Raw genomic sequence first — 22,996 nt, 5'->3', positions numbered from 1 at the left:
TTAGGCTTACCATGCTATTACAATAATCCTGATATTTTTTAATTATGATTATTGTATTAATCTTTCTAATTAATCCGAGTTGACTGTTAATTAAATATTTCAGATAGCTTTAGACCGTAATCTAGACCCATCTGATATAAAATATATTTGCAGGTAAAGCAGCATTAAACTTTTTAATTATAGGGGAAGATTAATTATTACTAATTAAGTGAATGTAGATTAATATATGACATCCAAAACACTCTAGATTTTTTTTTAAATATTAAAGTAATCTCCCGTGATTTTATGATAAATTTTCTTGATTAATTTGTATATAGATATTATACTTAGTATTTATACTTTCCCAAGAAAAATTCTTGTATACATTTTAAAATCAGTTTTTGAGTGCTTGATAATTGCATTCTAATTTTAATTTGATGTTAGTAGCATCATATTAGCTACATAAATTAATCAAAATTAGTTTTGATAAGCATAGAAATTTCCGGAGATTAATAACATGATGCTATTTACTCATTAGTCAGTATTAATATCAAGCAAGAATACAGGATAGTTAGAGATTGTTTATGATAAGATAAGCACTTTTGACTTGAGTTGACACTGACAACAAGAATCTGAACCTTAGCAAACAGGTTATTGTAACATGTTCGCCCGCAAAATCCTAGTTGTTGAGGATGAAAAAAACCTAACCTCAAATATTAGAAAAAGTTTACAAAAATTAGGTTATTTAGTATCAGAAATAACTGAATATGGTGAAGAAGTAATAAAAAAGGTAGCAGAAACTCATCCACATTTAGTATTAATTGATATCTGTCTAGCTGGAGAAATAGATAATCTCCACGTAGCGGATATTATCCAGAATCACTTTCATGTGCCTGTAATATATCTAACAGAGTGTTCGGAATATCAAACATTACATAAAAATCAACTAAGTGAGCCTTTTAGTTACATAGCCAAACCATTTCTTGAAAGTGATTTACATTTTGTGATTGAAATGACACTGTACAAACATCAGACAAAAAAAATATTAGACGAAGAAAAACAGAGGTTGATGACAATTATTAATAGTATGGGTTGTGCAGTGATTGTTACCTATGCAAATGGTTGTATTGAAATGATGAATCCCATAGCAGAACTAATCACTGGTTGGAAGCAAAGTGAAGCGTTGGGGAAAGATTTAATAGAAGTAGTTAACTTAGTTAATAAAGATGTAGGAGAAAAAATTGAAAATTTGGCCACTTATGCAATCGAAGCAGGTAAAATTTTAAATTTACCAGAAAACTGTACATTGATTACCAAAGATGGTAAAGAAGTAGCGATTGGGGATAATGTTGCACCTATCCGCGATCGAGATGGCAATATTACTGGCGCGGTTTTAGTTTTTCAAGACATTACTAAACGTAAGCAGACAGAGGCGCAACTGATCCGCAATGCATTTTATGATGGGCTAACAGAATTACCGAATCGTGTTTTATTTTTAGATCGGCTCAAACAAACTATTGAACGTAGCAAACGCAGAAGCGACTATTATTTTGCAGTTTTATTTTTAGATTTAGATGGTTTCAAAGAGATTAACGATCGCTTTGGGCATGGAATAGGGGATGATTTTTTAGTAGCGATCGCTAGACGTTTAGAGTCATGCTTACGTAGTGGCGATACTGTAGCACGATTTGGTGGTGATGAGTTTACTATTCTTTTGGAGGATATTAAAGACATTTCCGATGCTACCAATGTTGCCAAACGTATTCAAGACTCCTTAAGATTGCCAGTTAACCTGAATGGATATCAATTATCTGCTACCGCTAGCATTGGTATTACTTGGAATTTTAGTAATTATGAGGAGCCTGCAACTCTACTGCGGGATGCTGATATTGCGATGTACCAAGCTAAACGGCAGGGAAAAGCTACTTATGCCATATTTAGTTAAGAATAGAATATGCCACTCTAGGCGCTACTAAGGTTATGGTATGAATCGAGAAGCCCGATAATTCTGTCATGGAAAAAACCGAAAAACAGAATTCAGGAGTTAGTAGCCCATTCTGAATTCTGCATTCTTCTTCAAAACTTATAACCTCTAGCAATCCAATAGAGCCAGTCTGCGATCGCTTCTTGAGTTTCACTGTCAACATCAATGGCTGCTATTTCAGATAATTTCGCAGAATATACATCTTCATCCTTACCATTAATATAAGCCACTTCGACAAACATATCTTTTAAGCACTCGTCATCTGGGGCCATTCCCAATACTTCCACTTGTTTCTCCTCGACAGCACCTGATTTGCGTCCCTTCTTAGTCCATGTAGCCAAAAAGGGAAAATTCAGAGTCTCTTCGAGGTAGTAGTACCAACCCATAGCTCGGTCTTCTTTGTCTTCGGCATCTACAACGATCTCCGTTTTAATGCGATGCTCTCGGTTTTCGTCGGCTTCAACACTAGGCATAAGATAACACTTTGCGTATAATTCATTTTGATAATACTACCAAAATGTTTCTAAAATCATACTTAAATATATCTATGATGTCCGCTTAATTACTTATTAACCTCCCAAAACCCCACCCTTTAATCCCCTGTTTGCAAACTCTTGGGGCCGGGTGGGGTGAAATGGCTGTGGGAATCATAACTAATTATCTGGAAACGATCTAAACTCTACAAAAAACCGCTTGTCATTGACAAACGGTTTTCTAGTTATTGTTCTTAAGGGGAACTTATTCGTTGCACTAAGATGCAAAATTTCTCAGAGATTAAACAAGTCTCAAATCAGGATAATTCGCTAACACATCATCAGATGTGAGGGTATCATTTTCAGCTTGCGGAGTCCAAAGAACTTCAATTGCTAGAAGCTTGTCGCTAGGAATACTACCAATTTGCCGTAAAGCTTGACGCAAATCATCAGCACTATTAATAGCTGTGGGGATTTCAAACTTACCTAGTGTCGCCGCCAGTAAGGTGACAACAATGTATTCACCAGGGCCTTCGGTAAATAGACGGGTGGGGTTGTCGAGTTCGCCAGCCGGAGGTAAAGCATCCTTGGCAAGGGCTGCTCTTAGCTGGTTGTTGACATTAGAAAGAGTTTCTTCGCTAAACTTGCTGCGTTCTGCCAGTGACAGCCGATTAAACTGACCTTCAGCTGAATTTAAACTGGCTTGTTGAGTGCCACCGCCTGCATATACAAAGTATTCCGGATGGCGGAGTAAAGCTAGACTGGCTTCTTGGAGAATTTCTGCTCTGCCTTCGGGGGTGTTAGTATCAGCAGTTTCAGCAATGTGGTTGAGTTCATTTTGCAATTCACGGGCTTGAGCTAACAAACCTACTTGCAAACGAGTTACAGAAACAGGAGAGTTACTGCTGTAATCTGCTTCTGGTGTTTCACCGCTAGAAACGCGGCGGAAAGTTTGCAATAAGAAATTAGCGATCGCAAAGAAAATTAAGATGCTAAACAGACCACCAAATCCTCCGCCAATACCCCAGAAAGGAAGTAGGAAGGGAAAGCCAAAGCCACCACCAAAGCCACCACCATAACCACCGGGATAGTATCCGCCTCCGCCAGGAGGTGCATAAGTGCGCGGTGTATAGGTACGGCTAGAAGGCGCTCTAAAGGAGCCACCACCGATACGACCCCCACTGCGGGCTGCTAACGCGCCGTCAGCGTGACCAAGAGCCAAAGCTAACACCAAGCTTAGGGCTAGGAAGGTTTTGAACAGCGGTTTGATGGTTTGTTGTAGTTTTTTACGCATAAGACAATCGCTTGAAAAACGAAGTTATTATTTATGATTTCTCCCGATGGTGGGAGCAGTGTTCCAGGATCTTGCTAACGCTAGCCCGTAACAAGCAAGTTTGTAGCATTCACGTAGTATTACCTTTTAGAGGCTACATATTCAATTTACCGCGTCTTATCTTGGGTAAGTAGCGATCGCAGGGGGGATTTCTCGACTGGGGAACCGTACCTGAAGACATGTTTATTTTCCCAGAAATTGCGATGTCTACGATGGTCACTGACTTGTACTGAGCGCAGCCGAAGTAGCTTGTCGTACTCCTTTCCTGCGGAACGCTACGCGAACAAAGAAGCAAGCTAGCAAGAGCGTCTCCAAGAGTTGTGCGGGCTACGCCTACGGGCAATGGTCTGCTATGCCTCAGACTAGTTTCAGACTACAGTTTTGAATTATACAGATGATTTTAATTTTTAGTGATTATTTTGACTAATTTTTTAATCCTTCACTGAATAAGTACTACTTCTGAACTTATTTTATGATTCAATATTTAGCACGGACAAAACGCCTAGCTAGCACCAACAGCACTCATTAATACATTTGGAGGCTTCTAATTTACGTGTGCGTAGAAAGCTAGGAAGTGTCTGTAATCCTTATAATTTTTCACAATAGACATCATGTTGCGACTAAGTAGTTAGAAAAATTTTGGCATTTTGGCACAGGAGTTTAAGTGTTTAGGATATTTTATTAAACGTAGCTAAATTTCGGAATTTTCGCCGCAGATGTTTACTGAGCATTTTCGCTACAAGTATTAGCTTTGATTTTTTGTTCATTATGCACAGAAACTCTCAAAGAATGAGAAATGTGCAACAAAAATAAAATTAACACAATAAAAAACAATCTTTCTGGCTAATCTTCTGAAATAGGCTTCAAATTTGTCTACCAAATTCGTTTTAAAAGAAATAAAATAATAATGATGGCTTTGAAAGTAATTCTAATTGTAAATATTAAAAACTATTTGAAATATAGTCATCAACTTGATTATGGAACATATTTCTCAACTAACAGCCGAAATCAGAGACAAAGCTGCATACCCAGATATCCTAGTCATATCCCGGATCTTTCTACCGAAAGAAGCTGTAATTGGGGAATATATCTACAATCGTTGTCTGCAAGATCCAGAACGAATAATTGTACTGGCAGCTAGTTGCTCGGGAGATCGAGTATTTGATAAGAGTCAACAGTTTCCTGTGTATCGCTGGTATTATCCTAAATATTGGCGTAGTGGCTATGTGGGAAATATCCTAAAACCTTTGGTCAATATCGTTTGCTCATTTGTCCTAGCAATTAAACTCTATTTTCGCTATCACTATCGTTACATAGAGTGGGGCCACGGTTATGATTTCCCTTCACTGTTGCTATTGAGCTATTTGTTACCTATTCGCTTTTTTATCTATCTGCACGGCAACGATCTTCTTTGCACTTTACACAATCCCGTGCTGCGATCGCTATTTAAATTAACACTTCATAGAGCTGAAGGCATTGTTTGTAACAGTTCTTATACAAGAGATTACCTAAGAACTGCTTTCCGATTAGATACTCCTACCCACGTCATTAACCCCGTAATCAGACCAGAAAAATTTGGTAATAATGTAGCCAGTCCCAGTAGCCTTGATGATTTACGGGTTCGCGTGCGTCAGACGTACAACATTCCCGAAACAGCAATAGTGATTCTCTCCATCGGCAGGTTAGTAAAACATAAAGGTTTCGACCGAGTAATTGATAACATCCCAATATTGCTAACTTTTGGGGTCGATGTCCACTATATACTCTGCGGGCAAGGGCCAAGTGAGTCGGAACTGAAATCTCTGGCGCATCGTTTGCGAGTAGATAAACGCGTACACTTTGCTGGATATGTGCCAGAGCGGGAATTAGCAGGTTATTATGCAGCTTGCGACATATTTGCTATGCTGACTTTATCAGATACTAAACCTAATAATATGGAAGGTTTTGGTATGGCTTATTTAGAAGCAAGTTACTTCGGCAAGCCGATAATTGCCCCTCGTTTAGGTGGTGTTCTAGATACAGTTCAGCATGAAGAAAATGGGATACTGGTTAATCCCAATTCTGGTTATGAAGTTTTTCAAGCTTTCAATCGGTTGTGCAAAGACCAACAACTACGCGAGCAACTCGGTCGTAAAGGTAAAGAATTAGCCAAGCGTAGAACTCTCCATCGATCGCTTTATAAATAAGATGGAAAAAATGCAATTTGGGGAAATGATTTGATTAAATAAACAGGATTGAATCATCCAATTCAAAAAATACCAAAAAGGGCAATTTACTAAAAGTCATATTTCTGCATAACCTTTAACCAATTGCTTCATAAAAGAGCGAGATTACAGTGTAAAATCTCGCTTGTGATGCGATTAAATGTGCCATGAAAAATATCTGGTTTAACATAGAGCAATTCCTTCGGCGTTACGCAAAGCACCGAATGCAATCTTTCGTGTTTACAGTCATTGGATGTCTTGCTGTAGTTAGTGTGATTACCTTTGGGGCAATGTATGTTGTAGCTCAACCTGCTTCAACTTCCTCTGAACGTCCCGCTGTGAAAGCACCAAATTTCGGGCGACACTTTCAAGAATTTGGGCGTGAAGGCTCTATCTTGATTTACGACTCAAAAAATAACCGCATCTATGAACACAATCCTCAACGTAATGCAACCGCCATTACTCCAGCTTCAACATTCAAAATTTTTAACGCGCTAGTAGCACTAGAAATAGGTGTAGTTCCTGATGATGTGGCGGTTCTCACTTGGGATGGAATTCACCGAGAGATTGATGCCTGGAATCATGATACAAATTTGCGTCAAGCCTTTAAGGATTCAACTGTTTGGTTCTATCAAGTACTAGCACGTAGGGCTGGATATGAACGGATGCAGCAATTTATTAATAAAGTAGGCTACGGAAACCGTCAGATTGGCACTGTTGCAGACATCGATCGTTTTTGGTTACAACCGCAGTTATTACAAATTACACCCCAAGAGCAAATTAAGTTTTTGCAACGATTATATCAAAGCGATTTGCCTTTCTCACAACGGACAATGAGTCTTGTCAAAGACATTATGGTACGCGAACAAACTCCAGACTACACACTGCGAGGAAAGACGGGATGGTTAACGAGTACTAAACCGAATGTTGGTTGGTTTGTGGGTTATTTAGAGCAAAACAAAAACGTCTATTTTTTCGCAACAACCCTTGATATGCAAAAATCGGAAGATGCACCCGCCCGCATTGAGATTACACGACGTAGCCTTAAGGATTTAGGCTTGCTAGCTCAAATCAACTAACCACCACCAACAATAGTTACCACTTCTAAGCGATCGCCTGGTTGCACTTTTGTTTGCGGCCAAAATTGTCGGTGTAAAATTTCGCCGTTATACTCCACAGCCACCAAGCGGGGGTTAAAACCCAACTCTTGAAGCAAATCGGGTAAAAAAGTTTGAAACGAACAGTTATGGGTTTCCCCATTTACCTGAATCGTAATCTCATTAGACATAATATGTGGGAACTGGGGGCTAGAGAATGGGGTATTTGGTATTGGTTACTTACTTTGGACAAATGACAAATGACAAATACTTCGACTTCGCTCAGTACAAATGACAAATGACAAATGACTCTTTTAAAGTTCTGGTTTAATGCGATTGAGTTGAGAGAGCAAATATTGCGTTACTAGGGTAGGCTGTTCGGCTTGCATGAGCGATCGCACCACCGCTACACGTTCGGCTCCAGCATCGATCGCATCATTGATATTATTGGCATCTATTCCCCCAATCGCAAACCAGGGAATTGAGCAATTTTTGGCGGCATAGCTGACATATTCTAGCCCTGTTGCTGCCTTACCTACTTTCGTGGGAGTTTCATAAACTGGCCCTACGCCAATATAATCTACACCTTCAGCAATTGCTGCTTGCATTTCTTCTTTATTTGTGGTAGAAAGACCGATCAGACGTTGCGAACCCAGTAATTGCCGAGCAACAGCAATAGGCATATCTTGTTGTCCCAGATGCACGCCATCAGCATCGACAGCTAAAGCTACATCCACGCGATCGTTAATAATAAACAAAGCACCGTAGATGTGGCATAACCGCCGTAATTTTCTCGCTTGTTCTAGACGCAAAGAATCATCGGCGGTTTTGTCGCGGTATTGTAAAAGTGTTAATCCGCCTTTGAGTGCAGCTTCGACAGTGTTCAACAAATTTTCACTAGGGGAAGTCACAAGATACAAACGCGATCGCCACAACAATTGATGGCGCTGATGACCCATTAAACTACTTTCTAGGGTATAAACCTGATAGCGCATCTGTTTACAAGCTTTAGCCATATTTGGTTGGTAAAGCTTGCTGTATTCTTCCAACACCCGTAATGCTTCTTCTATCCGGCAAAAGTTAGCTTGCAAAACCGATTTTATACTAGCTCGTTGTTCTTCTTGAGGATGGGTTAACTCAGTCCCAAGATCGCCTGGTGTATCTCGCGCCGCTCGTAATTCTGGGGTATGCCACTTGGCGACCTCTTGTCGCAGCCGTTTGCATTCAAGAGCCAACTGGGCATTATTCAAACCAAATCGGCACCATTCCTCGATAATTCGCAAGCCCTCACGAGCGCGGTCTAAATTGGCATCTAAAATGCGGTAAACAACTTGCTGTGTTTGCTCTTTTTGGCTGTATGGCTCGACCATCACAACAACCCCATTAGTGCTTTCATCGAAGTGTGAATTATCATAAGTCCTAGTAACCATAAGTTAAATAAGATTGCTTTTTTTACTAATTTTTGCGGAATCTACGCAAAATAACGTAGTAGTGAGGGTTACGGTAAATTATCCCATGTTCCTATAGACAGTGATAAGGGTAGTTTGAGGCTACAGTTTCGCACTGAGCTTAGTCAAGTGTTTTACGATAGACAACGAGCTTACAAAAGACTGGCAAAAGGGAATACACCAGAAAATTCACAATTGAAAAATAATGTAGAGACATAGCAGTGCTACGTCTCTACAAGGGTTCTGGATAACACATATTTAATTTCACTTTTATATCTTAGGACTTACGCAAGTGTTACAAAAAAATCGGATTTGTAGTTTGTAGTAAGGGCTTTAGCCCTTATTTTGAGGACTAAAGTCTTCACTACAAACTGAAGATAATATGCCAGTTGCGTAAGTCCTGATATCTATTAAATAAATGATATAGGCACAATTCATGAATTGTGCCTACAAATTATTTTGGGCAACGCACAATTAATTTCTGGAGATGTCTAATATCATTTATTACTATGTATTAAATATCGCCAATCGGTGAATATATGAGTAATATTATCGACATAATACTCTCTAGGGAGTATAAGAATTTATGATTACTTATAAGGAGTGGTGTTAAATATGATTCTTACTCGTATGTTTACTGAGTACCCTAGAGTAAATATTCTGTTGGCAAAGCTGAAGTTTCTGAAATCATCAAGGCTTTTATTTTTTAGTTTTTCAGTATTATCTTTTATTCTAGGGATGGGGGCGGCAAGTATAGCGTTTCTGGGTATCAGTTTGGATAGTGCGATTGCTCAGATTCCATCGACACCAAATTCAGCACCTCTAAATCAGAAAACACCTTCTCAGGCTAATGTGCTATTTGTCAATCCTGGTGTTGGAGATGACAAGACAGGCAATGGCAGCGAATCCGCTCCTGTAAAAACGATTACCCATGCATTGCGATTAGCTAACGCCAATGTTGTAATTATGCTCTCTACGGGCACTTATAGCGCCGAGACAGGAGAGGAATTTCCCTTAATATTGAAACCGGGTATTTCAATTCAAGGCAACCCCAGCAATCAAGGTAAAGACATTATCATTCAGGGAGGCGGTGATTACCTGAGTCGAAGCTTTGGCGGTCAAAACGTCACAATTGTTGGAGCAAACCAAGCCTTGCTCACTGGGGTAACGGTGACGAACTCTAATCCTCGTGGTTACGGTTTATGGATTGAATCTAGCAATCCGGTAGTCGCAGAAAATACATTTACTGGCAATACTCAAGATGGAATTTCCGTTAGTGGTAATGCTGCACCTACCATTAGCAAGAATTACTTCGATCGCAATGGAGCCAATGGGATCACAATTGCTGGTAACTCTAGTCCCCAAGTCAAGGAAAATGTCTTTCACCAAACAGGTTTTGGAATTAATATTGCCCAAAATGCTGCTCCTATAGTTATAGGTAATCAAATTCAAAACAATAGATCGGGAATTATCGTACAAGCAAATGCCCGCCCGATTTTGCGGAATAATTCTATTCAAGATAATAAAGAAGATGGTTTAGTTGCGATCGCTCAAGCAATGCCAGATTTGGGTAGTGCATCCGAACCTGGAGGTAATACATTTCAAAATAACGGCCGCCACGACATTAACGCCAGTGCTGCTAAACAAATGATTTCTGCTGCTGGTAACAACCTTGTGAGCGATCGCATCACTGGTAAGGTAGATATTAATGGTACAACAGCACTAGCAACCCCAAATTCTCAACCAGTTCCCAACAACGTATTACGACAAATACCACCAAGTGGAGAAATCACCTTCTCGGCTCCCGAAACCTCTGAAACTACTAATGGGCAAACCAGCAGCATTTCAGTAAATAATCCTGTTTCTGGGCAATTAAATAGTCAACTGCTGCCATTAAGGCCAGCCAATAATGTACCGCCTCCCCCCCCTATATCCAAACAACCACCAACTTCTAGCGTCGCCGGATTTCCTACTCCTAGCAGCTTGTCAGGTAGACAAATACCAATTAACGCACAGCCACCTGATACACCACAGTTAAATTACGTGCGGATCGATCCTAATACCGTTGAGTTTACTGCCCCTGAGTCCCCATCCAATTCAGTTGCACCTGAGCCACCAGTTGCAAGCATGAGGAATCAAAAACAGCAGCCATTACCAATACTAGAAACTGCTGCTCCTGGTGCATCAGAACTTTTACCACTTCCCAATCCCAATATCCCCATTGTTAATACTCGCAATCTGCAAACAAGTTCTGCAAGTATTGCCTATGGTGGTAACTCTGCAAGACAATTTGGTATACGTTATCGCGTAGTAGTGCCACTAGCAACCGATCGGGATCGAGATTTAGTGCGATCGCTTGCTCCTGGTGCGTTTCTCACAGTTTGGGATGGTCAAAGAGTTATGCAAGCAGGAGTATTTAGCAGTGAATATAACGCTAAAGAAATGCTGAAAACACTCTCTAATAAAGGTTTAAGAGCGATTATGGAGCCGTTGAATTAATTGGGTATGGGGCATTGGGCAAAAGAGGTGAAGGATACTTTCACGCTTCGATCGCCCCTGAATTCAAATAGCATAGAACCAGATAACAATTCAAAATTCAAAATTCAAAATTCAAACATTTTAGACATTACATAAGGGGATTTAGCGAGAAACGCGGTCTTGGGCAAAGCCCAAGTGGAGCGATTTCTCAAGACAAACCCCGACTGAAACTGGTGCTAAATATAGATTGCAGGTTCTTAAACCCTTGAAATTACGATAACCACAAGACCACACTATGACTCCACAACTCGAAGCTGCGATCGCTGGCATCTCGATATATATTGAGATAGTTGAGATTAAGACGCACTATGACTCCACAACTCGAAGCTGCGATCGCTGCCATCCAACTGCTTTCATCTACAGAACGTCAACAACTGCTGCAAATCCTTACCCAAAGCAATTCATCCTCACACTCTCAAACCGATCTTCAAAATCTTAGTAATCAGTTTTGGCAAGACACCACGCTCAAGCAGCTACTCGCCACCCAGACCCCTATTACCGTTGATAACCTCAAATATCTCGCTGCTGACTTTTGGCCTGAAGAAGATTCCATTGAGGATTTTCTCACCTTCCTGCGACAGCAGCGCCAAGAGGCGATCTAACCAAACTGCCATGAGTCTTCTCCTGATTGATACTGATATCGCTTCCTTCATCCTCAAAGGTAGTGATTATGCCGACCCTTACTTGCCACTTTTGAGTGGTCAGGAATTGGCACTGTCATTCATGACCGTCGCTGAACTGTTTCAGTGGGCAATTTTGCGTCAGTAGGGCGATCGTCGCCTCACACAGCTAGAACAATACCTGTCGAATTACCTGATCGTTCCAGTCGATCAATCCCTTTGTCGAGAATGGGCACAGGTTCGTGCCAATCGACAAAGCGCGGGACGACCAATATCTCCACAAGATGCTTGGATTGCCGCAACGGCTCTACGCTACGACTTACCGCTAGTAACTCACAACATCAAAGACTTCCTAGAAATTCCCAATCTACGGCTTATTACCCCTTCACCTTAATACCGCATTTGTATTCTTAACTTCTTGACAACTTGTATTTATTAATTCGTTGCAGTCAACCTGGCGAATCTGAAGGTCAAATCCTTTTCATTCCTTTTGTTGATTATCATCGGCGATCGCAGGTCAAAATAAAATCAATCGATTTGAGAGAGCGATCGCTTTTCTAATGTGGAGGAGGCAATCGCGGTTTCATCAAAGGAGCGATCGCACAGTATATGAGAAGAGATATTTCCGCGATCGCACACCCTTATATCTGCTAAGTGTACCAAGTTTTTTTTACGCAATCAAATAGGAGTCCTATAATTATTCACTATACAATAAAATCATCGCCCATTTTATATCTGATGGCAATGTCTCATTTGTGTGAGCAAATTTTACAAACAGTAGAAGCATTATCGGCAGAAGAGCAGCGACAGGTTTTGGACTTTGTAGAGTTTCTACGGGCAAAACGTCACAAGCCAAAAACTATGGAATCTGAAATGGCTTCCCAATCGTTTTTTGAAGTTGCCCAAGCTGCAATTGGGGCGGGGGAAGGCCCTGGCGATCTTTCAACAAATCCAGACTATATGCACGGCTACGGTCAGTAATGCTCCATCAAGTGATTGTTGACACAGGTGTTTTGGTGGCTTTAATTGATCGACGCGATCGCTATCACACTTGGGTAACAGAGCAGTTGATTCAGATTGCACCACCTTTGCTAACTTGTGAGGCTGTGATTTCAGAGGCCTGGTTTCTGTTGCAACGGGTGAATAATGGTCGGGAAACGCTGCTTCAACTTCTGGCTCAACGGCAAGTCGTGATTCAATTTAATTTGGATGCGGAGTTGACAACAGTATTGGCATTGCTGACTTGCTATCAATCTGTGCCAGTCTCTTTGGCAGATGCGGAATTAGTAAGAATGGCAGAGCTTTATCCCAATAGTTTTGTTTTCACTCTCGATAGTGATTTTCAAATTTATCGCAAGAATCGCGATCGCCCAATTCCTCTGCTCATTCCTCAGTCAGGAGTTTGAGAAAATTGGTGAAAAAGCAATGCACCTCAATTAGAGGCTGAGTTAAAACGGCGTATTAATCAAGCTAGTTAACATAAAACCCGTTACTGACATTCCAGTAACGGGGTTTTTTCAATTTAGCAGCTTGACTCAATGTGAATTTTGGGACTTGCCTTTATTCAGCAACGCCGATATTCCCGCGATCGCACACCCTTATATCTGTGCTGATTTGCCGACTTGCTTTTGGATACAGCAGGCTCAGTTTTTTCCGTTTTACCAATTACTGAGAAAGTGATTGCCCTATTAGACTTGCCCCTTACCCCGATTAATCTATGATGGCGGGTTATTTTCGATAAGCTCACTGCGCGAACCGACGAAATGTAAACCGTTCTAGGGGTGTGTTCCACCTTATAGCCCAATCGTGTAGTACAATTCTTGAGTGAATATTACTCACTCCCAGAAGAGATTTATCTGTTTTACGATCGCAGCGATGGACAGGTCAGGTAATTTAGATGTTAATTTAAAGAACAACCTTAAAAAAATCAAGTTTCAATTTTAGCTAAGAAGATTTTTATATGGATGACTACGATCGGACAGCTAAAAACAATTTCCTCTACGAGCGCTATCGATATCTTGGTAAGTTTACGCCTCAAAGTTTTTTATTCAATGCTAATCTTCAAGAATTTTCTCAACGTGTTTGTTATCTGTGCAATCTACAGACTTTGGGAAAACTTTCTTCACAGGAGTGCTATGAGGAAATTGAGTCACTCTGGCAGAAGTTAACACTGAGTTTTAAGGCGCTACAAACTGATGACAAAGACGTAACTGAATAATTGATTAGACGTGGGAGCGGCGGCAAGTTTGGCGAGGCTGTCCCCAGTTAAGGAAGATGTCGGGAAAGTGGAATTTGATGACATCAGCAATTAGGAGGCTGGGAACAAGCTGAAAGCCAAAAAGAGCGCCTTTTAGACCAAATGCAGGCAGATGTTTACAATTCAAAGCGCGTAACTTTCGGAATCACTGCTCACAGAGAAAGCGTATGTTCCAGGTCTGGAACTGGTAACTCAATCCCTCGGCTTTGCAGTGCTTCAACTATCTGAGATACAGATTTATTTCCCAGATTTTTCAGCGTTCGCAAGCCTGTGACACTATATTTCTTTAAATCTTCTATTGTGTTAACTTGTGCTTCTTTAAGCGCCGTATAAGTATTTTTTTTCAAATTCAATGACTCAATACTGTTTTCATCAACAACGCCATTCGGTTTATTATCCCCATTTATTTCCTCTACGGGGTGTACATTACTATTGGCAACCTCAACAAGCTGATTATCCGACGAGATTGAGTCTATGCTTTGAGGTAAGCTGATTTTGTCAACACTGTTTACATTGGCATCAACAACACCATTCGGCTTATTGTCCTCAAGTATTTCTAGAACTCTATCTATTTTTGCTAGTTGCTCATAAACAGTATTTACACTCACAATCGGTTCTACACCAGCATCAACAGAGGCTAACCAGTCATTTTTGATTAGGTTGGATAACTCTGATTTTATATAGTTAGGCTTCAATCTACCATCTGTAATTAACTTTTCGACAACAGAATGTGGCACACGGAAGCTTACAATAGGCGATTCCTTGGTTTTTTTTCCCATATCTTTCTACCTTGTCAACAATGTACACATTCAATATAGCAATATGTATACAGTGTTGACAATATGGGCAAATCATCACGTCTGCCTTTTGCCTTCCCTCAACCAAGATCGCCTTCGCCGTAAATCGGGTTAAGGCCAGAAAACTCATCATCTAATACCTCAAAACGACTTTTAAGTACCTCAAAACGACTTTGGAGTACCTCGAAACGACTTTGGAGTACCTCGAAACGACTTTCAGGTACCTCGAAACGACTTTCAGGTACCTCAAAACGACTTTGGAGTACCTCGAAACGACTTTGGAGTACCTCGAAACGACTTTCAGGTACCTCAAAACGACTTTGGAGTACCTCGAAACGACTTTCAGGTACCTCAAAACGACTTTTAAGTACCTTGAAACGACTTTCAGGTACCTCGAAACGACTTTTAAGTACCTCAAAACGACTTTCAGGTATCTATTGCTTATTTAATGTCACTTTTTTGACAAGTTTAATAAAAACCTCAGTACAATCAACTAAAAATAATTAGGTCGCTCTTAGTTTGCTTTAATTTTTCCGAATTATCTCTCAGAGAAGTTTATTGTTGCATTGGCTAGAGTACATGCAGTAATCCTATAACTTCCTTCAGGAGCGCATTTTATGGCACGACTAAAACGCAGTTCACGCACTCTCGAAAACGCTCTCCGTCGAATTGCAGGAATGCGATCGATTAGCCCGACGCTAGAATTTGGCAACGGATTAAATTTGACAGACTACGACAGCCGCATCCAAAACTTGCAAACCCAGCTATCTACATACAACACTTTACTCTCTACTCTGGATGAAATGGCAGGTCGCCTCTCTCTAATTGAAGAAGAATTGCGTGGCTACTCTGAAAATATGTTAATGAGTGTAGCAACCCATTATGGCAAAGACAGTTTGCAATATATCCAGGCGGGAGGCAAACCACGCAAGAAATTATCACGCCGTTCGAGCAACACCCAATCCCCATCTGAGAGTACAGCTACAACCTTGAATGGTGCAAACAATGGTAAAAGAACCTCTATTGTTTGATTTTAATTGTTTAACTGCATGATGCTAATACCAATTCAATTAATGATTGCAACATATCCTTGGCTAAAGACGCGATAAATCGCGTCTCTACAAATGATCTATTTGTCGCATTCTTTTTTCAAATTGGTATAATGAATTCTTAATTACGAATTACGTTAGTGCAGCGTTAGCGACGCAGGAGCGTCATTACGAATTACGAATTACGTTAGCGTAGCACATTACGAATTACGAACTTGTACTGAGCGTAGCCGAAGTATTACGAATTACGAATTATTCGATCGCTGGCTCTGCGTCGGAAAACTCCACCTGATACTCCTTATCTCCCCACTTCCTATCCTGGCTTATGATCCAAACGGGTAGCTTGCTCTAGGGCGGCTTTTTCTTTGGCTCGGCGGACATAGGGTTGTAATTGGGTGCGATCGCAAGCTGTAAAAATACTCAAATTTTCTAAGGTGATCCCCCGCATTAACATTTCTACGCGCCAAGTTTGTTGTGCTTGGGCGATCGCTGGCGTTTGTCCTTGGGGAGTTAACAATCCCTCGCTCCATACTTGCCAACGTGTCTCAAGTTCTGATTCTGAGATGGGTGTACCTGTTTCATTCAGAAACATCGCTGTTTGAGTATCTTTACGACTTTTCAGCCATTTGAGTAAGGGATTATTAGTAAAGGAACCGTAGCGTTTGCCCAAAATCCATTGATTCACAGGCACTTGACGAACAAATCCGGGGATTGTGATTTGCAGGAAGTGCCCTTGACTATCGTAAATTTGGTGCGATCGCTCCAAGCTAGTTATTTCTGTAGCGGATAACCCAGCCCCAAATAATACGTAAGCTAAGGCATAATCTCGTACTCCGAATTTCCTGGCTTGTTGCAGAATTTCGTGAACCAAACTAGCTGGTAAATCAGCTACTTCTGTGGTAGTGAATCCTCCTTGTAAGGAGTTTATTGCTGATTCTGTTGAAGATGACATGGCTCCATGTAAAAACAACTCCACCAAATTTTCCAGAAAATCGTCCCGATCCTCCCAAAGTTCGTGAAATTCGCTGGTGAACTCAATTACTGCATATCCCAAAATCATCCCATTCAGCAAACTGGCTAATTTTTCTGCGGGTAAATAAGTATTTAGGTGTCCTTGCTGAATTACAGTAGCTAAATACTGAGCTACATAACGGTTTGCCTCTGTGACTCCCCTGCCTAGTGCGCGGCGATTTTCTGCCGGGAATTGGTCGGCTTCACCTACCACAGATCGGACGAACTCTGGTACTCGTTCTAATGCATGTAAGCTATCACTTGCATAATCTTTCAGAGCTTGGTAAACATTGCCGGGAGGTGTTGCCCGCCGTACCAGCGATTCACCTAAATCCTTGAAGGCTGCGGACTCTTCCAGTACAGCTAAAAGTAATCCATGCTTATTGCCAAAATTCCGAAATAGTGTCACTTCATTGACTTCGGCTTTTTCGGCAATTTGGCGGGTTGTGGTAGCGCTTACTCCCTGAGCAGAAAACAACTCAAGTGCAGCTTGAATCAGGCGTTGACGAGTGGAAATGAGTTGAGATGACATAGAAAAATGCAAGTGGCACTTGCAGGGGTATCAGAGTTCTGCTAGCATAACAAATGTAAGTGATACTTGCTTTACTCTACCCTACGGGTGACGCTCCTGCGTCGCTAGCGCTGCGCTAACGCCAGTCGCTAATGGGGGAAACCCCCAAGACCGCGCTGGCTCACTGTAACTAACTAGTAAGAGGTTGGATAAATCCTTAGTCGGATTATGCCCAAGAAAAAGTAAATCACTTCATGATCCATCAACAGGAATTTTTATGACCGCAAATTTTGGGGCGATCGCCCCTGAGAGAGGCAATTCACCTCGACTCAGTTGGACGAATGTAGTATTTTTTGCTACATTTCATGCCTTAGCACTTCTGTCTCCTTGGTTTTTCTCCTGGTCAGCATTAGGTTTGCTAGTGTTTCTGCACTGGTTATTCGGGAGCATTGGTATTTGCTTGGGATATCACCGACTACTGAGCCATAAAAGTTTCCAAGTTCCTAAGTGGTTAGAGTATGCGATCGCCCTGATTGGAGCGTTGGCTTTACAAGGCGGGCCAATTTTTTGGGTAGGTGGACACCGCCAACATCACGCCCACACAGAAGATATCAATTTAGACCCTTACTCTGCCCAAAGAGGCTTTTGGTGGAGCCATATATTGTGGATTTTCTACCCACGTCCAGAATTTTTTGACTATGACACCTATAAAAAATATGCCCCTGATTTAGCCAAACAACCCTTTTATTGTTGGCTAGATCGCTACTTCTTGCTATTGCAAATACCCTTCGCACTGCTCCTATATGCATTAGGAGGATGGTCTTTTGTATTCTATGGAGTGTTTCTCAGATGTGTCTTGCTTTGGCATTCAACCTGGTTTGTGAACTCAGCATCACACCTGTGGGGTTATCGCACCTTTGATGCCAATGATGGCGCTCGTAATCTTTGGTGGGTATCCCTCGTCACTTATGGAGAAGGCTGGCACAACAACCATCATACTTATCCCCACATGGCAAAATCTGGGTTTTCTTGGTGGGAAATTGATGTTACTTGGTGGAGCATTTTAGTTTTGCAGACTTTGGGTTTAGCTAAAAAAGTTGTCTCGCGTCCCCCTCAAGGTGCAACTCACGGCTAAATTGCAATTAAATGATCGTGAATTTGTTATGCCGATTGCTTCTTGCAGTCGGCTTACTAATTTTTATCAGTAGTGTTTCACGGTAAAATCTAACGGATTAAATCACCGTAGTACATCAAGTGTGAAAACTGACAGCATTTTTTATCGCCTTTTTCAAGAACTTCCTAGCATCTTTTTTGAATTAATTGGCAATCCACCGCAAACGGCAGAGGGTTATCAATTCTCTTCAATTGAAATCAAGCAAACGGCATTCCGTATAGATGGTGTTTTTCTGCCAACACAAGGAGAAGAAAATCCGATTTATTTTGTTGAAGTCCAGTTTCAAACTGACACAGAAATTTATTCCCGCTTATTTTCAGAAATTTATTTATACTTACGCCAAAATAAACCGAAAAATTCTTGGCGAGGAGTAGTTATCTATCCCAATCGCAGTTTAGATACAGCAGATATCAATAATTACAGTGAATTTTTCACCAGTCAGCGCGTCAGTCGCATTTATCTTAATGAATTAGGTGAGACTGCATCATTGCCAGTTGGAATTGCTACGATGAAATTAGTGGTCGATGAACAGGAGACAGCAATTATAGCTGCTAGGCAGTTAATAGAAAGAACCCAGCAAGAAATCAACATCGAATCACAACGGCGGCAGTTACTAGAATTGATAGAGACAATATTAGTTTATAAGTTTCCAACGATGAGTCGAGAGGAGATTGAAGGTATGTTTGGGTTAAGTGATTTGAAACAAACACGAGTTTATCAAGAAGGTAAGCAAGAAGGCAAACAAGAAGGAGTGCGTGAGGAAAAGTTTAGAACGATCCCTTTGTTGTTGAGGCTGGGATTGAGTTTTGAAGAAACCGCGAAAGAGTTAGGTTTGAGCCTAGAAGAGATTCAGCAAGAAATGCAAAAACAGCCTCCAAGTCAGGATATGTAACCTACAATTAGCACTGCTCGCAGATAACCCTAACATTCCGACTATTTTCCATTTACACAATTTTTAATTTTTTGTATGATTTCGCTCTCTCCTATTCTCCAAGCTAGACTCTCCCAACCCCTCAAAATTGGCTCTTTCGAGGTGAAAAGTCGGGTTCTCCAGTCGCCTCTATCTGGGGTTACAGATATGGTGTTTCGCCGTCTAGTGCGTCGCTATGCCCCAGATTCGATGATGTATACCGAAATGGTGAATGCTACGGGGTTGCATTATGTCAAGCAGTTACCCAAAATCATGGAGGTAGATCCCAACGAACGCCCAATTAGCATTCAACTATTTGATTGCCGTCCAGATTTTTTAGCAGAAGCAGCAATCAAGGCAGTTGCCGAAGGTGCTGATACTGTTGATATTAATATGGGTTGTCCGGTTAATAAAATCACTAAAAATGGTGGCGGTTCTTCATTGTTGCGGCAACCAGAAGTAGCAGAAGCAATTGTGCGAGAAGTGGTAAAAGCTGTTGATGTACCTGTGACAGTAAAAACTCGTATTGGCTGGAATGACAACGAAATTACTATTCTCGACTTTGCCAAGCGGATGGAAGATGCCGGGGCAAAAATGATTACGGTACATGGACGCACCCGCGCCCAAGGGTACAATGGCAATGCTCGTTGGGAATGGATTGCGCGTGTCAAAGAAGTGCTTTCTATCCCAGTGATTGGGAATGGAGATATTTTTTCGGTTGAAGCGGCAGTGAAATGTTTAGAACAAACTGGCGCTGATGGTGTGATGTGTTCGCGTGGAACTTTGGGTTATCCGTTTTTGGTGGGAGAAATCGATCATTTTCTGAAAACAGGAGAGATATTACCATCGCCAACCCCGATTCAGCGCTTGGAATGTGCAAGAGATCATTTACAAGCCTTGTGGGAATATAAAGGCGATCGCGGTGTACGTCAAGCTCGTAAGCACATGACTTGGTATGCTAAAGGTTTCGTCGGTGCTGCCGAACTCCGAGGACAGTTAAGTTTAGTTGAAAGAGTAGATCAAGGTTTGGCAATGATTGACCAAGCAATTGAAAAATTAGCTAATGGTTATGAACTAGAGGAAGAAGCAGAAGGTAGTTTGGTAATGCTTTAAGAAGTTGATTTTAACCTAGCTTGGGGTGATATTGGTGGTTGCTAAAAGTGAGGCGATCGCTTGGACACTCGTACTTTATTTTATGCATTGGATGGAAGTTAAGGATATTCGCTAGGTAGTTCGCCAAATTACTTTGACTAGTTTCACCCACCGATTTAGCTAAAGAATTATTTATCAAAGCGCAGGAGTATTTGCAATCGGTATTAAAGCTACTTTTGCTCATAAGTTTACAGGACTAAGAAATTGTTTGAAAAATGCTATATTGTAATTTTTATCAAATTATTACCCCCCTTAGTCCCCCTTATAAAGGAGGGAAATAATAAAATCCGGTAATCATGATTTTTCAAACATCCTCTAAACAATCTATCTTATAAAAACAGCAATTCATCGAGCTATTAATGTGATAAAGGTTCATCGATTTTTCAAAATATCTATTCCCATTTGTTTAACTTTGATATGTATTATCATCTTGGTTAACTTTCAACAACCAGATAATAAACGGGCAAAATTTTGTGGTAGTGTCGAACCTCTTACTCAAGTCAAAGTTAATAATTATGATATTAATGGAATTGTCTTACGTGAAGGAACATTTACTAAAAAAATCTCTTTTGATAGCACTAGAAAACTAAACATAATCATTTTTCCCAAAGCGCTTTCTTCTTTGATTTGGTCAAAAGTGAGCCAATCATCAATTCAATATATAGGCCAAGGTGGTGATGATGATTGGAAAGAATGGTTATATCCTGATTATTTTTATTTGCTTGAAGTTCCTGCACAAGCAACAGCCTTGGCTTTTAGCAGACTTTGCTATCGCAATGGAGATGTTGATGTTGAGCCTATCAAAAAGGTAGAACAAATTTCTTCGGGAAAAATAATAATCAATAATAAAATTTATCTTTCTGTTTCATCTCCACTACCAATGACTAATTTATATAACGTCATTGTCAATACTGGAAGTAATCGTCGGGATGCACTTGGTACTCAAACAGAGGTATATTTCACAACAACCCCTAATTCAGCTTCAAATCCTAACCGTTTCAATCCCTAATAGGGATTTTAGTTAATTGCAATTCGGGATAAGTGCTAGTTTATCTTCAATATTGGTCGTTTCAATCCCTAATAGGGATTTTAGTTAATTGCAATCCTTGCGCTCAACCTCAAACACGGCATCAGTCAAGGGTTTCAATCCCTAATAGGGATTTTAGTTAATTGCAATACAACGCCAAGCTACACACCCAAGCAGAAGCGATGTTTCAATCCCTAATAGGGATTTTAGTTAATTGCAATTTTCATCTGATGCCAAAATATCACTAGGAATTGTGTTTCAATCCCTAATAGGGATTTTAGTTAATTGCAATCCGCCGTGGTCAACGCGGAAAGCCGCAAAGTTAGTTTCAATCCCTAATAGGGATTTTAGTTAATTGCAATATGCTCCAGGCGTTAGAAACACTTGGTTATTCAGAGGTTTCAATCCCTAATAGGGATTTTAGTTAATTGCAATTTGAGATGAATTCTGAAACGCAACGGCGACCGGGGGTTTCAATCCCTAATAGGGATTTTAGTTAATTGCAATTATTATCAAGTGCCTATGGAGCTACTTGAAATGTTGTTTCAATCCCTAATAGGGATTTTAGTTAATTGCAATCCTTAGTATCTGTTGCTCTGGATTCTGGTAGTTTCAATCCCTAATAGGGATTTTAGTTAATTGCAATATTTCAGCACTGGGTCTTAAAGAGGGAAATTTACAAGTTTCAATCCCTAATAGGGATTTTAGTTAATTGCAATTTGCCGTGTTACACGGCAGTTGAGACTTATGGGAAGGTTTCAATCCCTAATAGGGATTTTAGTTAATTGCAATCAGTAAAGGCGTTAGAAGATTGGGTCAGACATTTGCTTAATGTTTCAATCCCTAATAGGGATTTTAGTTAATTGCAATTTTGATTCATTTGGATTGTCAAATGTGAAAATTCCCGTTTCAATCCCTAATAGGGATTTTAGTTAATTGCAATTATTAATTGTCCGTGGTGTCCACGCATTATTTACAAGTTTCAATCCCTAATAGGGATTTTAGTTAATTGCAATTTCATCGCTCCCACAAAACTTACTTGGGCAAAGTAGCTGTTTCAATCCCTAATAGGGATTTTAGTTAATTGCAATTTGCTGATACTGCCAAAGATGAGGTGAAAGCGTTTCAATCCCTAATAGGGATTTTAGTTAATTGCAATTTAGGGGTGCAGGGGTGGAGGGGTGCGATCGCAGCAAATGTTTCAATCCCTAATAGGGATTTTAGTTAATTGCAATTTGCGCCAGCGGAGGCTGGAAAGCTTGCGTTGGTCTTTTTTTTTGTTTCAATCCCTAATAGGGATTTTAGTTAATTGCAATATTGGCTTTGTGCCGCAGCGCGAGGGGAAAAGCCGTTTCAATCCCTAATAGGGATTTTAGTTAATTGCAATTATACTTATCGGTCTTGACTTGTCTTTTGATTTTGTTTCAATCCC

At 40.5% G+C, this 22,996-nt stretch carries 20 protein-coding genes, 1 pseudogene and 1 CRISPR repeat array (1 of these 22 running past the window's edge); of the genes and pseudogenes, 14 read left to right on the top strand and 7 right to left on the bottom strand.

The annotated features are described in order from the left end of the window. The first annotated feature begins 640 nt into the window (after window positions 1-640). The gene (locus ACR5KR_RS15595) at window positions 641-1,924 is read left to right on the top strand and encodes a diguanylate cyclase domain-containing protein (RefSeq protein WP_448267140.1); all 1,284 of its coding nucleotides are present in this window, start codon (window positions 641-643) and stop codon (window positions 1,922-1,924) included. A 131-nt stretch (window positions 1,925-2,055) separates the two neighbouring features. Here ACR5KR_RS15595 and ACR5KR_RS15590 read toward each other — a convergent pair whose 3' ends face one another. Together ACR5KR_RS15590 and ACR5KR_RS15585 are read right to left on the bottom strand one after the other, a co-directional pair. Next, window positions 2,056-2,436: a calcium-binding protein gene (locus ACR5KR_RS15590; protein WP_445631584.1), complete on the bottom strand. Its 381-nt coding sequence runs from the start codon at window positions 2,434-2,436 to the stop codon at window positions 2,056-2,058. A 301-nt stretch (window positions 2,437-2,737) separates the two neighbouring features. After that, window positions 2,738-3,730, bottom strand: a complete 993-nt coding sequence (locus tag ACR5KR_RS15585; RefSeq protein ID WP_448267139.1) for a DUF1517 domain-containing protein — start codon at window positions 3,728-3,730, stop codon at window positions 2,738-2,740. A 1,016-nt stretch (window positions 3,731-4,746) separates the two neighbouring features. Here ACR5KR_RS15585 and ACR5KR_RS15580 point away from each other — a divergent pair. Together ACR5KR_RS15580 and blaOXA are read left to right on the top strand one after the other, a co-directional pair. Beyond that, window positions 4,747-5,955 carry a glycosyltransferase family 4 protein gene (locus ACR5KR_RS15580; RefSeq protein WP_445631586.1) on the top strand — a complete coding sequence of 403 codons (1,209 nt, stop codon included), beginning with the start codon at window positions 4,747-4,749 and terminating at the stop codon, window positions 5,953-5,955. Window positions 5,956-6,197: 242 nt separating this feature from the next. Further along, window positions 6,198-7,052, top strand: coding sequence for a class D beta-lactamase (gene blaOXA / locus ACR5KR_RS15575; protein ID WP_448270207.1), 855 nt, complete (start codon window positions 6,198-6,200; stop codon window positions 7,050-7,052). Here blaOXA and thiS read toward each other — a convergent pair. Then, a complete protein-coding gene (thiS, locus tag ACR5KR_RS15570) occupies window positions 7,049-7,261 on the bottom strand; it encodes a sulfur carrier protein ThiS (RefSeq protein ID WP_445631587.1) in 213 nt (70 codons plus the stop codon). The genes blaOXA and thiS overlap by 4 nt on opposite strands. Before the next feature lie 123 nt (window positions 7,262-7,384). Then, a complete protein-coding gene (locus ACR5KR_RS15565; protein WP_448267138.1) occupies window positions 7,385-8,500 on the bottom strand; it encodes a thiamine phosphate synthase in 1,116 nt (371 codons plus the stop codon). 633 nt (window positions 8,501-9,133) lie between these two features. Between ACR5KR_RS15565 and ACR5KR_RS15560 the strand changes: the two genes are divergently transcribed. From ACR5KR_RS15560 to ACR5KR_RS15545, 4 genes and pseudogenes are all read left to right on the top strand, one after another. Next, window positions 9,134-11,017 (top strand): DUF1565 domain-containing protein, encoded by a 1,884-nt coding sequence (locus tag ACR5KR_RS15560; RefSeq protein ID WP_448267137.1) that lies wholly within the window; start codon window positions 9,134-9,136, stop codon window positions 11,015-11,017. 347 nt (window positions 11,018-11,364) lie between these two features. Next, window positions 11,365-11,658, top strand: a complete 294-nt coding sequence (locus ACR5KR_RS15555; protein ID WP_448267136.1) for a hypothetical protein — start codon at window positions 11,365-11,367, stop codon at window positions 11,656-11,658. A gap of 10 nt (window positions 11,659-11,668) precedes the next feature. Continuing rightward, window positions 11,669-11,824 carry a hypothetical protein gene (locus ACR5KR_RS15550; protein ID WP_448267135.1) on the top strand — a complete coding sequence of 52 codons (156 nt, stop codon included), beginning with the start codon at window positions 11,669-11,671 and terminating at the stop codon, window positions 11,822-11,824. 21 nt (window positions 11,825-11,845) lie between these two features. Next, window positions 11,846-12,070: pseudogene (locus tag ACR5KR_RS15545) on the top strand (PIN domain-containing protein); the annotation flags it as partial. A 134-nt stretch (window positions 12,071-12,204) separates the two neighbouring features. Here ACR5KR_RS15545 and ACR5KR_RS15540 read toward each other — a convergent pair. After that, window positions 12,205-12,354: a hypothetical protein gene (locus ACR5KR_RS15540; RefSeq protein ID WP_448267134.1), complete on the bottom strand. Its 150-nt coding sequence runs from the start codon at window positions 12,352-12,354 to the stop codon at window positions 12,205-12,207. A gap of 60 nt (window positions 12,355-12,414) precedes the next feature. Here ACR5KR_RS15540 and ACR5KR_RS15535 point away from each other — a divergent pair, with 60 nt between their 5' ends. The 3 genes from ACR5KR_RS15535 to ACR5KR_RS15525 all read left to right on the top strand — a co-directional run bounded on the left by ACR5KR_RS15535 (window position 12,415) and on the right by ACR5KR_RS15525 (window position 13,894). After that, window positions 12,415-12,657, top strand: a complete 243-nt coding sequence (locus ACR5KR_RS15535; protein ID WP_448267133.1) for a hypothetical protein — start codon at window positions 12,415-12,417, stop codon at window positions 12,655-12,657. Then, complete coding sequence (locus ACR5KR_RS15530; protein ID WP_448267132.1) at window positions 12,657-13,082, top strand: type II toxin-antitoxin system VapC family toxin; 426 nt, start codon at window positions 12,657-12,659, stop codon at window positions 13,080-13,082. The genes ACR5KR_RS15535 and ACR5KR_RS15530 overlap by 1 nt, the downstream gene beginning before the upstream one ends. A gap of 554 nt (window positions 13,083-13,636) precedes the next feature. Beyond that, entirely contained in the window at window positions 13,637-13,894 is a 258-nt protein-coding gene (locus ACR5KR_RS15525; RefSeq protein WP_448267131.1) for a DUF7219 family protein, read from the top strand. Window positions 13,895-14,085: 191 nt separating this feature from the next. Here the strand turns inward: ACR5KR_RS15525 and ACR5KR_RS15520 are convergent, their stop codons facing one another. Continuing rightward, on the bottom strand, window positions 14,086-14,712 hold the full coding sequence (locus tag ACR5KR_RS15520; RefSeq protein ID WP_448267130.1) for a DNA-directed RNA polymerase subunit alpha C-terminal domain-containing protein: 627 nt from the start codon (window positions 14,710-14,712) through the stop codon (window positions 14,086-14,088). Between the two features lie 635 nt (window positions 14,713-15,347). Here ACR5KR_RS15520 and ACR5KR_RS15515 point away from each other — a divergent pair. Beyond that, window positions 15,348-15,761, top strand: coding sequence for a hypothetical protein (locus ACR5KR_RS15515; protein ID WP_448267129.1), 414 nt, complete (start codon window positions 15,348-15,350; stop codon window positions 15,759-15,761). Window positions 15,762-16,092: 331 nt separating this feature from the next. Here the strand turns inward: ACR5KR_RS15515 and ACR5KR_RS15510 are convergent, their stop codons facing one another. Continuing rightward, complete coding sequence (locus ACR5KR_RS15510; RefSeq protein WP_448267128.1) at window positions 16,093-17,322, bottom strand: TetR family transcriptional regulator; 1,230 nt, start codon at window positions 17,320-17,322, stop codon at window positions 16,093-16,095. 256 nt (window positions 17,323-17,578) lie between these two features. Here ACR5KR_RS15510 and ACR5KR_RS15505 point away from each other — a divergent pair, with 256 nt between their 5' ends. The 3 genes from ACR5KR_RS15505 (at window position 17,579) to dusB (ending at window position 20,498) form a co-directional block, all read left to right on the top strand. Then, on the top strand, window positions 17,579-18,436 hold the full coding sequence (locus ACR5KR_RS15505) for an acyl-CoA desaturase (protein ID WP_448267127.1): 858 nt from the start codon (window positions 17,579-17,581) through the stop codon (window positions 18,434-18,436). A 121-nt stretch (window positions 18,437-18,557) separates the two neighbouring features. Continuing rightward, complete coding sequence (locus tag ACR5KR_RS15500) at window positions 18,558-19,367, top strand: Rpn family recombination-promoting nuclease/putative transposase (RefSeq protein ID WP_448267126.1); 810 nt, start codon at window positions 18,558-18,560, stop codon at window positions 19,365-19,367. A gap of 75 nt (window positions 19,368-19,442) precedes the next feature. Further along, on the top strand, window positions 19,443-20,498 hold the full coding sequence (gene dusB / locus ACR5KR_RS15495; protein ID WP_445631598.1) for a tRNA dihydrouridine synthase DusB: 1,056 nt from the start codon (window positions 19,443-19,445) through the stop codon (window positions 20,496-20,498). Window positions 20,499-21,532: 1,034 nt separating this feature from the next. Beyond that, window positions 21,533-22,996: direct repeats of the CRISPR family, unit length 37 nt; unit sequence GTTTCAATCCCTAATAGGGATTTTAGTTAATTGCAAT; it runs 171 nt beyond the window's last position.

Source organism: Nostoc sp. DSM 114159 (assembly GCF_053470285.1).
The sequence above is the reverse complement of the archived record's forward strand: the minus strand, read 5'-3'. Positions and strand labels throughout refer to the sequence as shown.